At 66.1% G+C, this 15,411-nt stretch carries 12 protein-coding genes; 8 read left to right on the top strand and 4 right to left on the bottom strand.

Features of this window, described 5'->3' with window-relative positions; genetic code table 11:
• Nucleotides 1-13: 13 nt before the first annotated feature.
• The 3 genes from RBB39_RS14925 to RBB39_RS14915 all read left to right on the top strand — a co-directional run bounded on the left by RBB39_RS14925 (nucleotide 14) and on the right by RBB39_RS14915 (nucleotide 3,805).
• On the top strand, nucleotides 14-1,510 hold the full coding sequence (locus RBB39_RS14925; RefSeq protein WP_045993530.1) for a CoA-acylating methylmalonate-semialdehyde dehydrogenase: 1,497 nt from the start codon (nucleotides 14-16) through the stop codon (nucleotides 1,508-1,510).
• A gap of 370 nt (nucleotides 1,511-1,880) precedes the next feature.
• Nucleotides 1,881-2,876 (top strand): peptidase U32 family protein, encoded by a 996-nt coding sequence (locus RBB39_RS14920; RefSeq protein ID WP_045993531.1) that lies wholly within the window; start codon nucleotides 1,881-1,883, stop codon nucleotides 2,874-2,876.
• An 11-nt stretch (nucleotides 2,877-2,887) separates the two neighbouring features.
• Entirely contained in the window at nucleotides 2,888-3,805 is a 918-nt protein-coding gene (locus tag RBB39_RS14915; RefSeq protein WP_045993532.1) for a U32 family peptidase, read from the top strand.
• A gap of 100 nt (nucleotides 3,806-3,905) precedes the next feature.
• Here RBB39_RS14915 and RBB39_RS14910 read toward each other — a convergent pair whose 3' ends face one another.
• Complete coding sequence (locus tag RBB39_RS14910) at nucleotides 3,906-4,466, bottom strand: SCP2 domain-containing protein (protein ID WP_083970484.1); 561 nt, start codon at nucleotides 4,464-4,466, stop codon at nucleotides 3,906-3,908.
• Between the two features lie 235 nt (nucleotides 4,467-4,701).
• Between RBB39_RS14910 and RBB39_RS14905 the strand changes: the two genes are divergently transcribed.
• A complete protein-coding gene (locus tag RBB39_RS14905; protein ID WP_045993533.1) occupies nucleotides 4,702-4,890 on the top strand; it encodes a hypothetical protein in 189 nt (62 codons plus the stop codon).
• Complete coding sequence (locus RBB39_RS14900; protein WP_045993534.1) at nucleotides 4,887-5,798, top strand: hypothetical protein; 912 nt, start codon at nucleotides 4,887-4,889, stop codon at nucleotides 5,796-5,798. Before RBB39_RS14905 ends, RBB39_RS14900 begins: the two co-directional genes overlap by 4 nt.
• 152 nt (nucleotides 5,799-5,950) lie before the next feature.
• Here RBB39_RS14900 and RBB39_RS14895 read toward each other — a convergent pair whose 3' ends face one another.
• The 3 genes from RBB39_RS14895 to hemN all read right to left on the bottom strand — a co-directional run bounded on the left by RBB39_RS14895 (nucleotide 5,951) and on the right by hemN (nucleotide 10,540).
• On the bottom strand, nucleotides 5,951-6,727 hold the full coding sequence (locus RBB39_RS14895; RefSeq protein WP_045993535.1) for a hypothetical protein: 777 nt from the start codon (nucleotides 6,725-6,727) through the stop codon (nucleotides 5,951-5,953).
• An 81-nt stretch (nucleotides 6,728-6,808) separates the two neighbouring features.
• Nucleotides 6,809-8,920, bottom strand: coding sequence for an adenosylcobalamin-dependent ribonucleoside-diphosphate reductase (locus RBB39_RS14890; protein WP_045993536.1), 2,112 nt, complete (start codon nucleotides 8,918-8,920; stop codon nucleotides 6,809-6,811).
• A 234-nt stretch (nucleotides 8,921-9,154) separates the two neighbouring features.
• Nucleotides 9,155-10,540: an oxygen-independent coproporphyrinogen III oxidase gene (hemN, locus tag RBB39_RS14885; protein ID WP_045993537.1), complete on the bottom strand. Its 1,386-nt coding sequence runs from the start codon at nucleotides 10,538-10,540 to the stop codon at nucleotides 9,155-9,157.
• A 398-nt stretch (nucleotides 10,541-10,938) separates the two neighbouring features.
• Between hemN and RBB39_RS14880 the strand changes: the two genes are divergently transcribed.
• The 3 genes from RBB39_RS14880 to nosZ are packed head-to-tail and all read left to right on the top strand — an operon-like array spanning nucleotide 10,939 to nucleotide 15,395.
• Nucleotides 10,939-11,256, top strand: a complete 318-nt coding sequence (locus RBB39_RS14880) for a cytochrome c (RefSeq protein ID WP_045993538.1) — start codon at nucleotides 10,939-10,941, stop codon at nucleotides 11,254-11,256.
• Between the two features lie 55 nt (nucleotides 11,257-11,311).
• Nucleotides 11,312-13,507 carry a NosR/NirI family protein gene (locus RBB39_RS14875; protein ID WP_306169176.1) on the top strand — a complete coding sequence of 732 codons (2,196 nt, stop codon included), beginning with the start codon at nucleotides 11,312-11,314 and terminating at the stop codon, nucleotides 13,505-13,507.
• Nucleotide 13,508: 1 nt separating this feature from the next.
• Nucleotides 13,509-15,395: a TAT-dependent nitrous-oxide reductase gene (gene nosZ, locus RBB39_RS14870; RefSeq protein WP_239452571.1), complete on the top strand. Its 1,887-nt coding sequence runs from the start codon at nucleotides 13,509-13,511 to the stop codon at nucleotides 15,393-15,395.
• Nucleotides 15,396-15,411: the final 16 nt, after the last annotated feature.

The raw sequence follows: 15,411 nt of genomic DNA, 5'->3' as shown, positions 1-15,411 counted from the left end.
TTGAGGACCCTCGATGGACAACGTCAATCACTGGATCAATGGTCAGGATCTCGAGGCCAGCCGCCATCTGCCGGTCACCAACCCGGCCACCGGCGAGACCATTCGCCAGGTCGCCGACGGCGACGCCGACACCGTCAAGGCCGCCATCGACGCCGCCCAGGCGGCCTTCCCGGCCTGGCGCGATACCCCGCCGGCCAAGCGCGCCCAGGTGATGTACCGCTTCAAGGCGTTGCTGGAGCGTGACGCCGATCGTCTGGTGCGACTGATCAGCGAAGAGCACGGCAAGACTCTCGAGGACGCCATGGGCGAGCTCAAGCGCGGCATCGAGAACGTCGAGTACGCCTGCGGCGTGCCGGAGCTGCTCAAGGGCGAGTACTCCCACAACGTGGGGCCGTCCATCGACGCCTTCTCCAACTTCCAGCCGCTGGGCGTGGTGGCCGGCATCACCCCGTTCAACTTCCCGGCGATGGTACCGCTGTGGATGTACCCGATGGCCATCGCCTGCGGCAACGCCTTCGTGCTCAAGCCCTCCGAGAAGGACCCGTCCGCCGCCCTGGCGGTCGCCCGCCTGCTCGAGGAAGCCGGCCTGCCCCAGGGCATCATGAACGTGGTCCAGGGCGGCCGCGAGACCGTCGAGGCGCTGCTCGACGCCCCCGAGATCAAGGCCGTGTCCTTCGTCGGCTCGACCCCCATCGCCGAAACCATCTACCGACGTGGCGCCGAGAGCGGCAAGCGGGTGCAGGCCCTCGGTGGCGCCAAGAACCACGCCGTGGTGCTGGCCGACGCCGATATCGACAACGCCGCCAACACCCTGATGGGGGCCGCCTACGGCAGCGCCGGCGAGCGCTGCATGGCGATCTCGGTGGCGGTATGCGTCGGCGATGACACCGCCGACCGTCTGATCGAGGCCATGGGCCCCAAGATCGCCGCGCTGAAGATCGGCCCCGGCACCGACAAGGGCCTGGACATGGGCGCCCTGGTCACCGCCCAGCATCGCGACAAGGTGCTCGGCTATATCGAGAAGGGCGTGCAGGAAGGGGCCACCCTGGTGGCCGACGGCCGCGAGCTGGTGGTCCCGGGCCACGAGAACGGCTTCTTCGTCGGCGGCTGCCTGTTCGACCGGGTCACCCCGGAGATGACCATCTACCGCGAGGAGATCTTCGGCCCGGTGCTGTGCGTGGTGCGTGTCGACAGCCTCGATGAGGCCATCGCCCTGACCAACGCCCACGAGTACGGCAACGGTACCTGCCTGTTCACCCGTGACGGCGAGGCGGCGCGCCGCTTCACCGACGCCATCGAGGTCGGCATGGTGGGTATCAACGTGCCGCTGCCGGTGCCGGTGGCCAGCCACAGCTTCGGCGGCTGGAAGCGTTCGCTGTTCGGCGACCTGCACGCCTACGGCCCTGACGCGGTGCGCTTCTACACCCGTCGCAAGGCGGTGTCACAGCGCTGGCCCTCGCCCTTCGAGACCACCCAGGCGGAGTTCCACTTCCCCTCCGGCGGTCAGTAGGCTCCGGCAAGAATGCCACGGGCCCTGCGGGGCCCGTTTTCGTTTACCACAGCGAGCGAGCCGCTGATCCACCACTGACAGGCGACTTATACACCGCTGCCCACAGCCCCTGCACCGCCTGCCCACCGCTTTTCACAAGGTGCCACACAGGGTTATCCACAGAACGACTCACAAGCTCATCGCCACCTTTATCTGCACGCCTGACCCGCAAGTCGGATTCCCACCATCGCCAGGTTGTCCACACCCGGCCCCGGTGCAGCGCGTCATCCCTTCGCTCCATCCCCCACTTCATTGGCGGACACTGATACGCATCAAGCCGGCGGTGTCCGGGCGGGGCTAGCATGGCGCCTCTCTTCGCTCGGAGATCGACATGGAACTGGTCTGTCCCGCGGGTAGCCTGCCCGCTTTGAAGCGCGCCGTGGACGAGGGCGCCAACGCGGTCTACTTCGGCTTTCAGAATGCCACCAACGCCCGCCAGTTCGCCGGGCTGAACTTCACCGACAAGCGCGCCCGCGAGGGTATCGACTACGCCCACGCCCGGGGCTGCCGGGTGTTCTGCGCGATCAATACCTACCCGCAGCAGTCGAGCCTGGCCCAGTGGCGCGCGGCGGTGGACCAGGCGGCTTCGCTTCAGGTCGACGCCCTGATCCTGGCCGACCCGGGCCTTTTGGCCTACGCCGCCGAGCGCCACCCGGACACCCCCCGCCACCTGTCGGTGCAGGGCTCCGCCACCAGCCATGAGGCGCTGGCCTTCTACCACCGCGAGTTCGGCATCCGTCGCGCGGTGCTGCCCAGGGTGCTGTCGATCCACCAGGTGCGCGACCTGGCCCGCCACAGCCCGGTGGAGCTCGAGGTGTTCGCCTTCGGCAGCCTGTGCATCATGGCCGAGGGCCGCTGCTATCTGTCGTCCTACCTGACCGGCGAATCACCCAACACCCACGGCGTGTGCTCGCCGGCGGCCCACGTGCGCTGGGAAGAGACCGCCAGCGGACGCGAATCGCGCCTGAACGGCGTCTTGATCGATCGCTACCGCGCCGACGAACAGGCCGGCTACCCGACCCTGTGCAAGGGACGCTTCAACGTCGAGGGCGACGTCGGCCACGCCATCGAGGCGCCGACCAGCCTCAGCACCCTGGACCTGCTGCCCCAGCTGGCGGCGCTGGGCATCAAGGCGATCAAGATCGAGGGTCGTCAGCGCAGTCCGGCCTATGTGGCCAGCGTCACCCGCGTGTGGCGCCAGGCGCTGGACCATCTGGACCGGGCCGGCGACGACTATCGCCCCCAGGCCGACTGGAGCGCCGCCCTGGCGCCGCTGGCCGAAGGCTCCACCCATACTCTCGGCGCCTACGAGCGCGACTGGAAATGACAGGAGGCGAGATGACCGCTGCTTCACTGGAATTGAGCCTTGGCCCGGTGTCCTTCTACTGGACCCGCGAGCGCTACTTCGCCTTTTATGAACAGGCCTGCCACTGGCCGCTGACCAGCGTCACCCTGGGCGAAACCGTGTGCTCCCGGCGGCGCGACATGAAGCTCGCCGACTGGCTGGAGATCGGCCACCAGCTCGCCGCCGCCGGCAAGCAGGTGATCCTCGGCTCGCAGACCCTGATCGAGTCCAACGCCGACCTGCGCGACCTGACCAGGCTGTGCGACAACGGCGACTTCCTGGTCGAGGCCAACGACATGAGCGCGGTGCACCGGCTGTCCGAGGCGGGCCTGCCCTTCGTCGGCGGCCCGGCGCTCAACCTCTACAATGTGCCGACCCTGGAGATCCTCAAGCGCGCCGGCATGTTCCGCTTCGTCGCCCCGGTGGAGTTGCCCGGCGCCGACCTGGCCCGGCTGCTGTCTGACGCCCGCGAGGCGGGGCTGGCGCTGGACTGCGAGGTGCTGGCCTACGGCCACCTGCCGCTGGCCTGGTCGTCGCGCTGCTTTACCGCGCGTCACCATCAGCACCCCAAGGATCGCTGCCAGTTCGTCTGCCAGGACTATCCGGAAGGGCTGTCGCTGACCACCCAGGACGACAGCCGTCGACTGTTCACCCTGAACGGTATCCAGACCCTGTCCGGGGCCTGTCAGGACCTGCGCCACGAGCTTGCCGAGATGGCCACAATGGGCGTCACCACGGCCCGGCTAAGTCCGCGTTCAGAGGGGATGGATGAGGTGGTGGCGGACTTCGACCTGGCCCGCCAAGGACGCTACTCGGCGCCCTCGCCGCTGGCGCTGGTGGACGCCGAGCTGTGCAATGGCTATTGGCACGGCCAGGCGGGGATGGATCTGGCGCCGGTACTGGAAGACTGAAAGCCCCTTCCCTCTCACACCACCTCACTCAGGAGGCCGGTTCGCCGGCCTCCATCGCTAGATGGCTCAACCCGCCAGCCAGCAGGCGGTAACCAGGCGCCTAGGCCTGGCGAGGCAGCCAGCGCTGCAGCTGGCCCAGCGCCTCGAGCAGGTAGGGATGCAGCAGTTCCATTTCCTGCCCATCCAGCAGGTTCTTCACCGTCAGCCCCAGTTCGGTATCGCCCTCCAGGCACAGCCGGCGCTGGAAGAACAGGCTGTCCGGGTCTTCCTCGCGGCTGGCCAGGCAGGCGAACTCGCGCCAGCCCCCCGCCACCTTCACCTCCCAGGGCGCGTCGGTGACCTGCAGGCGACCGTGCGTGAGGGTCAGGGTGACCGCCAGCGCCAGATCATCGATGGACAGACACACCCGGCGCCCTTCAAGCACGTCGAACTCACCGTCGGCCAGTGGCTCGGCCAGGGTGCGGTTGAGCCAGGGCTCGAGACTCGTGCGCAACAGCGGCAGGGGCAGCGGGCCGAGACGGCGCATCAGTGACAGATGCAGACGATGGGGCACCCGGGTCAAGGCGCCAGACGTCAACGACGACGGCAACGAAGGAAGGGTGGGCAGGGCAGGAAGGGCAAGAGAAGGCAACGACAGCGAGCCGAGCGGCGACAGCGACATGACGGGTTCCTGGTCAAGCGGCACGACGCCGCCGGGTCATGCTAGCGATACCGTCGCCCTCGGTTCATGACGCCCATCAAGCCCTCTGGTGTAGCGCTCGTTGAACGCTCTGACACAGCCGAATGCCGGGGTCGAAATGGGAACTCTGCTACACTGCTGACATCATCGGGTTCGGCCCCTTGGCTTCACCCAGGTTCCGCAGAGCATTGAGTTCACAAGCGGAAAAGGAGCAACGATGTCCATCGAAACCAGCTTCGAAGGCTACCTCAAGGCCAAAGAGGGTGGCCACCTGCGTAGCATGAAGATATCGCATCGCGGCGCCGTCTCCGTGGACAGCGCCGAGCTGGTGCGGTCGCGCAAGGTCAAGAGCAACGTCAGAGCCCTTCGCCGCAGCCTCGATCGCAGGGACAGCAAGCCGGAATGAGCGGCATCAAGCTGCTGCCACCTTTCGTCCTGCTGGTGGCCGGCTTTCTGCTATGCCATTCGATCCCTTCCTGGCGACGCTACGTCATTCGTGCCAACGGACAACAGCTGACCTTGCGCAGCGCCATCGCCGGCTTTGGGGCCGCCCTCCCGGTCTTCGCTGTGCTTTACCTCCTGCACGCTTTCTCTGCCCCCTCCGCTTCTCCTTACGCCTACCCAGACACCCAAGGCGAGCCCTTCGGCGAGCCCTTCCTTCAGACGTCGCTGGTTACCCTCACTATTGCGATCATCTGCCTGGCGTTTACGAAACTGGTGGCCTGGTACTATGCCTTCTATCTGGGCCAATCCCGTCTGCGCCAGCGCCTGGCCGGGTTTGCGCGTCGCAGCGTCGGGGCTAGTGTCTATCACCGACTGCAACGAGCAGCACAGTGGTGCCACTGGCAGAGCTATCGCTTCACCGTCCACGCCATGCGCAAGCTGATAGAGGGTGACCATGCCGAAACCCTCTACCTTGGCAGCCTGCTTGGCACCGGCAGCGGCCTCTGCATGTTCGTGCTGGATTCTCGCAAGGTGATCATCGGCAACGTGACTGGCATGCCCGAACCCTCGGCGCCCAAGGAGGAAAGCCAGATACGTGTGTTGCCCTACTTCACCGGGCATCTGTGCGAAGCCCATCTCCAGTTGCATATCACCACCGACTACACGCCCTACCTGGACGCCCAGAGTCGGGGCGAGGCCCACCGCGACTACGCCTTTGACATCGTGCTGGCCGCCCACAAGACCAGCTACGTCCGGGAGTTCGACATCCGTTTTTTCCGCAGCCGGTTCATCAACCACCACTGCCCCTGCGGCCACCCCGTCTACAACACCACCCGCTCCGGCCAGGCTCAGCCGCCTGGGGCGTCATAGCGCCTGCTGTCACGACGCTGGCTGAACGAAAACCACCCCTCCAGACACAACGATGGGCCCCGAAGGGCCCATCGTTGTGACGCTGGGTTGTTCGCGCGCCAGCCGTGCTTTCTAGCCACGTATTCTAGTCGTGCTTTCCAACCAAACGTCGACTAGCCACACTTCGACCAGCCGCAGCCGGCGTAGCAGGTGGGGCAGCCGTCCATCATGATCAGCTCGCCGCGACACTCGGGGCAGTTGCCGACCACGGCGGGGCTGGCGCCTTCGGCGGCGGACTCGGCAGGCTTGCCATCCAGCGGCTCGACCGCGCCGCTCGGGGTCTCGTCCTCGACCTCGGCGGGGTACCAGCCGTGGCCGGAGGCCTGGCGCCGGGCGTAGCGGCTGACCAGCTCCTCCACCGGAATCTGGTTGCCGTCGATGTCGAGGAAGCCGCGACGATAGAGGATCTGCTGGATCGACCAGGCGATGGCGGCGACCTCGGAGTCGTGGAACATCGGCTTGTTCCAGCGGTTCATGCCGCAGCGCACCAGGCCCTTGTCCCAGGCCACCTTGCGCAGATCCGCCACCGCCTGGGTGACGTAGCCGCCGCGGGCGGCCAGCGACAGGCTGCGCATGGTGGCGGTGATCCACTGGTGTTCGCTGGACAGCTGGCCGGAGGGGAAGAAGAACTCCACCGGGCGCTCGATAATCACCCGCTGGCCGTTGAGCACGCCTTCCACCGGCATGAAGGACACCAGCAGGTAGACCTTCTTGCGGCCTTCGGCGCCGACGTAGGAGATCTTCTCGGATACTGCCTCCAGCGTTCCCTCGGGGCGCGAGGGGATGCGCATGGTCAGCGGGTTTTCCTCGGGCAGCGGGGCCGGCGCGGGGGCGGCCTCCTCGCTCTTGACGCGGTAGCCCACGATCTTGGAATTGATTTCGACAGCCATCAGCGGGCTCCTCCAGAAAGATGATGCGGGCGTGACACGCTCACGACCCAGGCATGATGTTGCGGCTCGCCGCTGGTCCGATTACCACTTGCCATAGGTCCCCTCCTTCAAGCCGTCGTAGAGGTTGGCGGCGTTGTGTTCCTCGCCGTCGTAGATCACCGTCTCGTCGCCCTTGAGTTCGAGGGTCTCGCCGTTCTCCAGCTCGAAGATATAGGTGGTGTTCTTGAGGTCATCCTCGCGCACCAGCACGCCCTGGAAGGCCTCCGGGTTGAAGCGGAAGGTAGTGCAGCCCTTGAGGCGGCTCTGGTAGGCGTCCAGGTACAGGTCCTTGAACGCCTCGAAGGCAAAGTCGGTGGGCACGTTGACGGTCTTGGAGATCGCCGAGTCGACCCAGGCCTGGGCCGCGGCCTGCACCGCCACGTGCTGCTTGGGGGTCACCGCGTCGGCGGTGATGAAGTACTCGGGCAGGTCGCTTTCCACCGCGTCGGCGTGCATGAAGTGACGGTAAGCGGCAAGCTCGAAGGACACCACCTCGACCTGCTCCTTGGTCTTCTTGCCGGCCTGGATCACGTTACGGAAGTAGCGATGGGAGAACGACGGCTCGATACCATTGGAGGCGTTGTTGCCCAGCGACAGGCTGATCGTCCCGGTGGGGGCGATCGACGAGTGGTGGGTGAAGCGCGCGCCGTGCTCTGCCAGCTCCGCCACCAGCTGCGGCTCGACCTCAGCGATCTTCTGCATATAGCGGCTGTAGCGCGCGTGCAGGATGCGCCCGGGCACCTTGTCGCCGACCTCATAGCCGTCGCGGCCGAGCTCGGGACGCTCGCGAAGCATCTTCGGCGTCAGCTCGAACTCCTGCTCGAGGATCGGGGCCATGCCCTTCTCGCGGGACAGCTCCAGCGCCTGCTTCCAGCCCTCCACGGCCAGCACTCGGCTGACCTCCTCGGTGAAGCCCAGCGACTCGGCCGAGCCATAGGGCATCTTGAGCATGGTCATGGTCGAGCCGAGGCCGAGGAAGCCCATGCCGTGGCGGCGCTTGGCCTCGATCTCGCGGCGCTGGCCGGACAGCGGCAGGCCGCTGATCTCGACCACGTTGTCGAGCATGCGGGTGAAGATCGCCACCACCTCACGGTACTTGTCCCAGTCGAAGCGCGGCTTGTCGCCGAACGGATCGATCACGAAGCGGGTCAGGTTGACCGACCCCAGCAGGCAGGCGCCCTCCGGCGGCAGCGGCTGCTCGCCGCAGGGGTTGGTGGCGCGGATCTCTTCGCAGAACCAGTTGTTGTTCATGCGATTGACCTGGTCGATCAGGATGAACCCGGGTTCGGCGTAGTCGTAGGTGGAACGCATGATGGTGTCCCACAGCTCGCGGGCCTTGATCACCTCGACCACGCGGCAGGCCACGCGACCTTCGGCGTCCTGGGTGTAGCCGTCCTCGATCACCGGCCAGTCGCGGTAGATCAGCTCGCTGTCATCGACGTCGCCCTTCTCGCCCTCGTGCAGCGGGAAGGCCAGCGGCCAGTCGGCGTCCTGCTTCACCGCTTCCATGAACTCGTCGGTGATCAGCAGGCTCAGGTTGAACTGGCGCAGGCGACCGGCCTCGCGCTTGGCCTCGATAAAGTCGCGCACGTCGGGATGACCGACGTCGAAGGTGCCCATCTGGGCGCCACGACGGCCGCCGGCGGAGGCCACCGTAAAGCACATCTTGTCGTAGATATCCATGAACGCCAGGGGGCCGTTGGTGCCGGCACCGGCGCCGAACACGAAGGCGCCCTTGTGGCGCAGGGTGGAGAACTCGTAGCCGATGCCGCAGCCGGCCTTGAGGGTCATGCCCGCATCCACCACGCTGTCGAGGATGTCGTGCATGGAGTCGCGAATGGTCCGCGATACCGTGCAGTTGATCAGGCTGACCGCGGGCTTGTAGCCCTCGGCTCCGGCGTTGGAGGTGATCCGGCCTGCCGGCACGGCGCCGTTTTCCAGCGCCCAGCGAAACTTCGGCAGCCACTTGTCGGCGGCGTCGCCCTCGACGGCGGCCAGCGCCTTGGCCACGCGGTCCCAGGTGGCCTGAAGGTCGGCGTCGACGGGCTGGCCGTGGCGGTCCTTCAAGCGATACTTGGCGTCCCAGATGTCATACGAGGGGCCCTGCATGGGAACCTCCTGCGACAGGGCGGCGGCCTTGGCGGATGTGGTCATGAAAGCTTGTCTCCGATGAAGTTACCGGCAAATAAACGGGGTCGTAAAGGGGCGGATGCGCGCTCCGGATAAGCTCGGGCACCCTACCAGATATAGTAAAATTTTCGACCGGCGGCACAATATAAACGAAAAATCGGGCCATGGAAGACCCGATCGTTAATTCGGCTTTGGCGCATGAAAGGTAGCGCGGCCTACCCCGGGCGTCTCGCCCCGGGGCAGCCGCGATAGAGCCGGCTAGACGGTGCGCGAGAAGCGCCCGCTGCCGGGGACCAGGTAGGCATCGAAGGCCATGGCCACGTTGCGCATCATCAGGCGTCCTGCCGGCAGTACCCTGAGCGCTTGCTGCTTGATCTCGATCAAGCCGTCGGCCTGCATCTCGTCGAGCTGGTCGAGGGCGCTGGCGAAATGCGTGCGAAAGTCGATAGCGTGACGGGCTTCGAACTCGGCGAAGCGCACCTCGCCGTGACACATCAGCGAGGTGATCAGTTCGGCACGCAGCTGGTCTTCGTCGCTCAACCGATAGCCCCGCAACACCGGCAGCCGCCCGGCCTCGAGGTGCTCGGCGTACTCGGCGGTGGTCTTGACGTTCTGGCTGTAGGCGTCGCCGACCTTGCCGATGGAGGTGACCCCGAGCCCGATCATGTCGCACTGAGCGTGGGTCGAGTAGCCCTGGAAATTGCGCTGCAGGGTACCGTCGTGACGGGCTCTGCTGAGTTCGTCCTCGGGCAGGGCGAAGTGGTCCATGCCGATATAGACGTAGCCCGCCTGGGTCAGCCGCTCGATGGTCAGCTCGAGCAACTCGAGCTTGCGCCCGGGCGGCGGCATGTCCTCGTCGCGGATCAGCCGCTGGGCCTTGAACAGCGACGGCAGGTGGGCGTAGCTGTAGGCGGCGATGCGGTCGGGTCTCAGCGCCACCACCTTGGCCAGGGTGGCGTCGAAGCTGTCGCGGGTCTGCAGCGGCAGCCCATAGATCAGGTCCACCGACACCGAGGCGAAGCCGGCGTCCCGGGCGGCGTCCACCAGGGCTGCCACCTGGGCCTCGCTCTGCACGCGGTTGACCGCCTTCTGCACCAGCGGATCGAAGTCCTGGACGCCGAAGCTCAGACGATTGAAGCCCATCTCGCGCAGTTCATGGATCTGGGCGGGGGTCACCGTACGCGGATCCACCTCCAGCGAGAATTCCCGGCGCTGCTCCGGGGCGAACCGGAAGTGGCGCGCCAGGGCGTCGATCAGCCCCTTGAGCTGGTCATTGGACAGAAAGGTCGGGGTGCCCCCACCCAGGTGCAGCTGGTTGAGCTCCCGGGTCTCGTCGAACAGCGCCGCCTGCAGGGCGATCTCGCGCTTGAGCAGCGCCAGGTACTCAGCGGCACGCTCGCGATTGTGGGTAATGATCTTGGAGCAGGCACAGTAGTAGCAGAGGCTTTCGCAGAAGGGCACATGGACGTAGACCGACAGCGGCTTCGGCTCCCCCTGCTGGCTGCGCTCGACCGCCTGGCGATAGTCGGCGACACCGAAACCGTCGTGGAAGTGCGGCGCGGTGGGATAGGAGGTGTAGCGCGGCCCTGGACGGTCGTACTTCTCGACCAGCGCACGCTGAAACGGCAAAACATCGGATGACATCGACAAGGCCCCTCGTGACACGACCGCCCGACGGCGGCATCTGTCGGCATTGTCGCACGTCGAATCCGCCCGTCCCGGCAAGACGAAGCCAGACATGATCTGCATCAAATCACGGCAGCGGCATCACGGCGCTTGCCCCTGTGGCGTGTTCTCGCCCGAGGTAGTGCAAACGCGAGCCAACCGCAATGATGCCCCTGCCATCCCAGTGATCCCGATCAAGCATAGTACGGAAGACGTACCTCTCCCCGCCTAAAGTTGACCAACGTCATAGGGTATTGTCGCTGAGCGCTCCAATACTCGAGAGTCCCAAGGGACATCCCGCACAAACCGTGATGCCTGACCCAAGCCGCACGCCGCTTGCGTCAGGTATCACGCCCCAAGACCGAGGAGCGCTCATCATGAAATGGATCCCCCTGGCCGCGCTTGGCGCCGCCTGTCTGTTCAGTCTCAACGCCCAGGCCGCCGGCGACGCCGCCGCCGGTGAAACCAAGATCGGCGCCTGCGCCGCCTGCCATGGCACTGACGGCAAGGCCACCGGACCGATCTATCCCAACCTGGCGGGTCAGAACGCTCCGTACCTGGAAAGCGCGCTCAAGGCCTACCGCGAGGGTCAGCGCGGTGGTGGCATGTCCGCCATCATGGCGCCCCAGGCGGCGGCCCTGTCGGATCAGGATATCGCCGACATCGCCGCCTACTTCTCGTCGCTGACGCCCTGATCCCACCCTGGTGCGCGAAGCGTCCTCGGGGCGCTTTGCGCCTCGAGGTCATGCCATGACCCAAGCCCCCCGCCATTTTCCCCGCCACTGGTCTTCTCCCCTGCGCCTGCTTGTCGTGCTGTTGGCGATGTGCTTGAGCCTGCCCGCCCTGGCGCTGGAATTCGATCAGTATCTCGGTGACCTTGGCAGCGCCAAGGGTGACCTCGCGCTGTTTCAGCAGGCCTTTCCCGGCACCGACAGGGTCGAGCCGGTGACCGACCTGCCGTGGCCGGTCAATGCGCTCTACCGTGGCGACGAACTGGTCGGCTACGCCTTCGAGAGCGCCGAGGTCGCGCCGATCCCCGCCTACTCGGGCAAGCCGGTCAACCTGCTGATCGCCATCGATCCTTCCGCCAGCCTGCGCCTGGCCAAGGTACTCAATCATTCCGAGCCGATCATGCTGGTCGGTATCCCGTCAGAGCGCCTGGACGACTTCGCCGGCCAGCACCTGGGTACCTCGGTGACGTCGCGCCTGGAGGTGGGAGAGGACGTCGATGCCATCTCCGGCGCCACCGTGACCGTCATCGTGGTCAACGACACCATCATGCGGGCAGGACGCCTGGTCGCCGCCGCCCTGGGGCTGATCGAGGACCCCGCGGCAGCGCCAATCGCCCGCGTGCGCGACGAGATCTACGCGCCCGCCGACTGGCAGGGCCTGCTCGACCAGGGGGCACTGGGCCACCTGACCCTGCGCCAGGGAGAGGTCGATGACGCCTTCGTCGGCACCCCTGCGGAGCACTACCTGAGCGGCCAGCGTTCGCCCCGCGACGCCACCTTCATCGATCTTTACCTGGGCTACCTCAATGCGCCGAGCGTTGGCCGCAATCTGCTCGGCGAGCGCGGCTACGACCAGTTGATGGCGAGCCTCGCCCCCGGCGAACACGCCGTTGCCCTGCTCGCCGACGGCAGCTTTTCCTACAAGGGGTCGGGCTACGTGCGCGGCGGCATCTTCGATCGTATCGAGCTGGTCCAGGGCAACGCCTCGATCAGCTTCCACGACAGCGACCAGCGCCGCCTGCCGCGCCTGGCCATCGACGGAGCCCCCGCACTCAGCGAACGCGACATCTTCGTGATCCACGAGGACGCCCACTTCGACCCGGGCACGCCCTGGCGGCTAAACCTGCTGGTGCGCCGGGCCTCGGGGCCGCTGACCCAGGAGTTCACCCGCTTTCATCTCGACCAGGCGCTGCCCGAGGCCTTTATCGAGCGTCCCGAGCCGGTGGAGCCCGCCCCGCTGTGGCTCGAGATGTGGCAGCAGAGTCGGCTAGAGCTGATCGGGCTTGGTGCTGGACTGGTGACGCTGTCACTGATCCTGGCGTTCCAGGACGCCCTGGCGCGTCGTCCGCGCCTGCTGCGCCCGCTGCGCAAGGCCTTCCTGCTCTACACCCTGGTCTATATCGGCTGGGTCTCGCTGGCCCAGCTCTCGGTGGTCAATGTGCTGGCGCTGATCCATTCCGTCATCCATGGCTTCAGCTGGTCGGCCTTCCTGATCGATCCGCTGATGTTCGTGCTGTGGGTCTTCGTGGCGGTCACTCTGGTGCTGTGGGGCCGCAGCATCTTCTGCGGCTGGCTGTGTCCCTTCGGCGCGCTGCAGGACCTGGTCAACCAGCTCGCCCGTCACCTGAAGGTGCCGCAACTGACGCTGCCCTTCGCCGTGCACCGGCGGCTGTGGGTGGTGAAGTACCTGATCCTGTTTGGCCTGGTCGGGGTGTCCTTCTACGACCTGGGACAGGCGGAGCGGCTGGCCGAGGTCGAGCCGTTCAAGACCGCCATCACCCTGCACTTCCTGCGCGACTGGGGCTATGTGCTCTACGCCGTGGCACTGATCGCAAGCTCGGCCTTCATGCACAAGGCCTACTGCCGCTACGTCTGCCCGCTGGGTGCGAGCCTGGCCATCGCCGGTCGCCTGCGCCTTTACGACTGGCTAAGGCGGCACCATGGCCAGTGCGGCACCCCCTGCCAGATCTGCGCCAACGACTGCGAGCTGGTGGCCATCCATCCCGACGGTCGCATCGAGGCCTCGGAGTGCCACTACTGCCTGGACTGCCAGATCACCTACGACGACGACCGTCGCTGTCCGCCCCGGGTCAAGCGCAGAAAGCGCCTGGAACGGAATGCGGCGAGGACGCACGGCGACGTGGGTGACGCAGAACCCCGCGGATCAAGCCAGGACGGCGACCCGCGGCGTATACCCTGCCTTGAGGAGAACTGAAGTGAGTGACGATTCCCGCAGTATCCAGAATCTGGCCCGACGCCACTTTCTACGCAACAGTGCGGTGACCGGCGTCGCCGGCGCCGGCCTTGCCAGCGGAGTGGTCGGCGGTGTTGGCACCAGCGCCCTGCTCGGCAGCCGCAGTGCCCGCGCCAGTGAAGGCGATGCCATGGTGGCCCCCGGTGAACTCGACGAATACTACGGCTTCTGGAGCGGCGGCCACTCCGGCGAAGTGAGGGTGCTGGGCATCCCCTCCATGCGCGAGTTGATGCGCATTCCGGTGTTCAACACCGAGAGCGCCACCGGCTGGGGCATCACCAACGAGTCCCGGCATATCCTCGGCGAGTCCGCGCGTTTCCACAACGGTGACGCCCACCACCCCCACGCCTCGCTCACCGACGGTCGTTATGACGGCAAGTACCTGTTCATCAACGACAAGGCCAATACCCGGGTGGCGCGGATCCGCCTCGACATCATGAAGACCGACAAGGTCACCACTATTCCCAACGTCCAGGCCATCCACGGCCTGCGTCTGCAGAAGGTGCCCTTCACCAAGTACGTCTTCGCCAACGCCGAGTTCCCGATCCCCCAGGTCAACGACGGTCGCGACCTGGAGCATCCCGAGAACTACTACACCATGTTCAACGCCATCGACGCCGAGACCATGGAAGTGGCCTGGCAGGTGATCGTCGATGGCAACCTGGACAACACCGACGCCGACTACACCGGCCGCTTCGTTGCCTCGACCTGCTACAACTCCGAGAAGGGCATGACCCTGGCCGACAGCATGCGTGCCGAGCGTGACTGGGTGGTGGTGTACGACGTCGAAGCCATCGAGGCCGCCGTCGAGAAAGGCCAGTTCGAGACCCTGGGCGACTCCCCGGTGCCGGTGCTGGACGGACGCAAGGGCTCACCGCTGACGCGCTACATTCCGGTGCCCAAGAATCCCCATGGCCTGAATACCTCACCCGACGGCAAGTACTTCATCGCCAACGGCAAGCTGTCGCCGACGGTGTCGATCATCGCCATCGACAAGCTGCCGGCGCTGTTCGCCGACGAGATCGAGCCCCGCGACAGCGTGGTCGCCGAGCCGGAGCTGGGCCTGGGGCCGCTGCACACCACCTTCGACGGTCGCGGCTTCGCCTACACCACCCTGTTCATCGACAGCCAGGTGGCCAAGTGGAACATCGAGGAGGCGATCCGCGCCTACAACGGCGAGGACGTCAACTACATCCACCAGAAGCTCGACGTGCACTATCAGCCGGGCCACAACCACGCCAGCCTGTGCGAGACCCGCGATGCCGACGGCAAGTGGCTGGTGGTGCTGTGCAAGTTCTCCAAGGACCGCTTCCTGCCGGTGGGACCGCTGCACCCGGAAAACGATCAGCTGATCGACATCTCCGGCGACACCATGAAGCTGGTCCACGACGGCCCGACCTACGCCGAGCCCCATGACGCCATCATGATGCGCGCCGACCAGCTCAACCCGATCCAGGTGTGGGATCGCCAGGATCCGTTCTTCGCACCCACCCGCGCCATGGCCGCGGCCGACGGCATCACCCTGGAGAGCGACAACAAGGTCATCCGCGACGGCAACAAGGTGCGCGTCTACATGACCTCTGTCGCGCCCCAGTACGGCATCACCGAATTCAGGGTGAAGCAGGGTGACGAGGTCACGGTGGTGATCACCAACCTGGATACCGTCGAAGACCTGACCCACGGCTTCTGCATGGTCAACCATGGCGTGTCCATGGAGATCGGTCCGCAACAGACGTCCAGCGTCACCTTCACCGCCGAACGCGCCGGTGTGCACTGGTACTACTGCAACTGGTTCTGCCACGCGATGCACATGGAAATGTTCGGTCGCATGCTGGTGGAGAAGGCCTGAGGAGCGGCCGTGCCGA

It is taken from the genome of Halomonas sp. MMSF_3323 (assembly GCF_030733595.1).
Taxonomy (GTDB): domain Bacteria; phylum Pseudomonadota; class Gammaproteobacteria; order Pseudomonadales; family Halomonadaceae; genus Halomonas; species Halomonas litopenaei.
The sequence above is the reverse complement of the archived record's forward strand: the minus strand, read 5'-3'. Positions and strand labels throughout refer to the sequence as shown.